General features: G+C 56.6%; 1 protein-coding gene, 2 pseudogenes and 1 other annotated feature. Of the genes and pseudogenes, 2 read left to right on the top strand and 1 reads right to left on the bottom strand.

Annotated elements, in window-relative coordinates:
- Positions 1–767 precede the first annotated feature (767 nt).
- Positions 768–881, bottom strand: a pseudogene (locus EP376_RS22475) (IS5/IS1182 family transposase); the annotation flags it as partial.
- 268 nt (positions 882–1,149) lie between these two features.
- Between EP376_RS22475 and EP376_RS22480 the strand changes: the two are divergent.
- Positions 1,150–2,377, top strand: a pseudogene (locus tag EP376_RS22480) (IS3 family transposase).
- Positions 1,431–1,547, top strand: a sequence feature (AL1L pseudoknot). (Overlaps the previous pseudogene by 117 nt.)
- Positions 2,378–3,124: 747 nt before the next feature.
- The coding region (locus EP376_RS23700; RefSeq protein WP_206074834.1) for a transposase at positions 3,125–3,312 on the top strand (188 nt) is incomplete at its 3' end.

Consider the following 3,312-nt stretch of genomic DNA (forward strand, 5'->3'; position numbering starts at 1 on the left):
CCGCAGACTCTCATCATGAATGAGGGAGTCTCGGGGAGCAGGTCACGGAGCTTATGAAATCAGCGCACGAAACCAGCCCGTTCACCAGATCGATGGCTGAAAATCTGACAACGGCCGAGGGCTTGTCGGGTAGCACATCACGATGGGACAGAGTGTACCGCAAATTGGAGGAGGAAACTGGTCTCGGGTTCGCTCGTCAGACGCTACCCTGTCCAGTAGCGCTGACGTCAGACAGAAATCACTTGCAGAGGACGTATACGCCAGCCTTGCGACCATTAGGCACTCTTATCTTTCCCGAATCTGTCAACTTTCGAAGAGCGCGATAGAACGTTGGAGTGGCTATGTTACGACAAAAAAGGTGTTCCCTCACGCTGCGGCTCGGAACATGTTGTCCATTCTTTCCCAAGTCGACGAGCGCGTAGATTATCCTACGCTCATCCTCCGACCAGCAGGAAAGCCCCAAGTCTGTCTCGATGCAGTTAAGCAGGTCAAAAAGCTTACAGGCTTGAACTAGTGGTTCTACGCTCATTTTGATGACCCTAATATTGCCTTTGAGTTGGACAGTCTCTGATGATCCCAATGATCGTCATTCAATGTTGATGAGCGTCTATCTATAGATAATAGTCGTTTGACTAAAGATGATAACTTCTATCGCTGAAGTCTACAAGAAACGTGTCTAGCTTATCTCTCAGCGATGTCGGGAATCTGTCGGCTTTGTTGCTCAAAGTGTTTGAAGGTCGGTCTTCCCCTTTCCCCGGACACACTTTCCCTATTGGCTCAGTGTCGGGGATGCCAAGTGCGGTGTAGCGATTGAGCACGCCGATGCGGACTTGGGTTTCGGCAACCTCCCGGTCGAAGTCTCGTGCCATGAGGCTATGCCCATCAGTTTCACATGACCTGCCCCCCGAGGCTTCCTCATTCATGATGAGAGTCTGCGGGTCTGGTTTTCATGGTTATGGTCGTCGATTTGGGCAAGCGCGCCGGGCGTGGAGCCCTTAAATTGCTCGAGCGTCCGGCGCACTTTGCTGGTGCTTGGTTCGCGATNTAAATTGCTCGAGCGTCCGGCGCACTTTGCTGGTGCTTGGTTCGCGATGATGTGATCCGCCCGGGTTTGCCGAAGGCTCCAACTCCTGAGCAAGGTGGAGCTTCATGAGCACGACAACGAACAAATTTTCCTCTGAGGTGCGCAAGCGCGCAGTGCGGATGGTTCTCGACGGCGAGGGTCAGCACGGATCTCGCTGGCAGGCGATCACGTCGATCTCAGCGAAGATCGGTTGCTCGGCGAACACGCTGAACGACTGGGTCACGAAGGCCGAGGTCAACAGTGGCAGGTGCGCAGGCGTTCCCAGCGAGATGGCCGAGAGGATGACGGCGCTGGAGCGGGAGAACCGAGAGCTCTGGCAGGCCAACGAGATCCTGCGGAAGGCAAGCGCATATTTTGCGATGGCGGATCTCGACTGCCGGTCGAAGTTATGGTGGATTTTGTCGAGGCGCACAGGGATGCGCATGGGGTCGAGCCGATCTGCACGGTGCTGCCGATCGCTCCTTCCACCTACTATGATCGCCTCGCCAAGCGGGCCAACCCGCCACGGCTTTCGGACCGCGCCCGTCGTGATGCCACCCTGCGGCCCGAGATCGAACGCGTCTGGGAGGAGAACTACAAGGTCTACGGCGTCCGCAAGGTCTGGCGGCAGCTCCTCCGGGAAGGCTTCGTTGTCGCGCGTTGCACGGTGGCGCGGCTGATGAGGGACATGGACATTCAGGGCATCATTCGGGGCAAACCGCACCGGACGACCATCCCGGACAAGAAGACCCCATGCCCGCAGGACAAGGTGAACAGCGAGTTCCGCGTCCCGGCACCCAACATGCTCTGGGTCAGCGATTTCACCTATGTCGCTACCTGGAAGGGCTTCGTGTATGTCGCCTTCGTCATCGACGCCTGTGCCCGCAAGATCGTCCGCTGGCGCGCCAGCACGTCAGCGCAAACAGGTTTCGTCCTGGACGCCCTAGAGCAGGCAGTTCATGACCGGTGACTCACGAAAGCCATGGGCCTGGTTCATCAAAGCGACCGCGGCTCGCAATACCTGTCCATTCGCTACGCCAAAAGGTTGGACGAGGCCGGTATCGAACCTTCAGTCGGCAGTGTCGGCGACAGCTATGACAAAGCTTTGGCTGAAACCATCAACGGCCTCTACATGCAGAAGTCATTCATCGTCGTGGCCCTTGGCGCAGCTTCAAAGTCGTCGAATACGCGACACTTGAATGGGTGGACTGTTTCAACAACCGCCGCCTCCTCGAGCCCATCGGAAACATCCCGCCAGCCGAGGCGCAGGTCAACTTCTACGCAGCTCTGCAAAGTGAAGACATGGCCGCGTAACTAACCACAATCAGCCTCCGGCAATCCCGGCGCAGTTCAATGAGTGCGGGCGGGATGCGGCTTTGCGATTGACGCTGTCACCGGCGACTGGAGCCCGTTGGGCGCATGCAATTCGGCGTACAGGTAGGGTTCTCCCAGCCCCGCAGAGGCGCCCTCAAGGTAAAGTCAAGCTCGACCCTCCCAGCGCCGTTTTCACGGAGCTCATCGCGCAGTATGGAAATTTCACGAAGCCCGAGCTGGCTGCCACCTTAACGTACAAAAAGGGTGTTCAGGCGCATCTGAATGCCATCGGCAAGTTCCTTCACAAACTCAGTTCAGATACAATACAAGACATTGGTCGCCGCTGAGCGACGCCGCGCCAAGGTCAGGAAACAGCGTGGAGATTAGTACAGGCATCCTAGTCCAGTCGTATCGGCTCAACCCAAACGCTCTATTCTCATAGATGAAACATCTGTCAAATCCAACCTGACACGCAAGCGGTGATGGTCGCGGCAGGGGGGCCGTTTGGTGATTTATGGCTCCTTGGGAGCTTGGGGGACGCGAACCTTCGTTGCCGGGTGCACGCCTGATGCCATGATTGCGCCCTGGGTAATCAAAGGCGCAATGGATGACTTTGCTCTTCCCGCTTATGTCGAAAAGGTCCTCATGCCCGAACTGCAGTCCAGCAAAGTATTCATTCTCGACAACCTTGCTCCCCACAAGAAAGCTGTCGCGGCCAAGTCCATGCTTTAAGCAGGCTGCCGGTTCCTGTTCCTGCCGTCATACAGCCCCGATTTGAACCCGATAGAAATGGCCTTCTCCAAACTTAAAGCACACCTTCGACACATCGAACCCCAGAACTTCGCCGACGTGTTCGATGCCATCGCCCAAATCTGTGACCTCTCCTTACCGGAAGAGTGCTGGAAAGTAAGCGTCCGGCGTCACTGCTCTGCCGC

It is taken from the genome of Alexandriicola marinus (genome assembly GCF_004000435.1).
Lineage (GTDB): Bacteria > Pseudomonadota > Alphaproteobacteria > Rhodobacterales > Rhodobacteraceae > Alexandriicola > Alexandriicola marinus.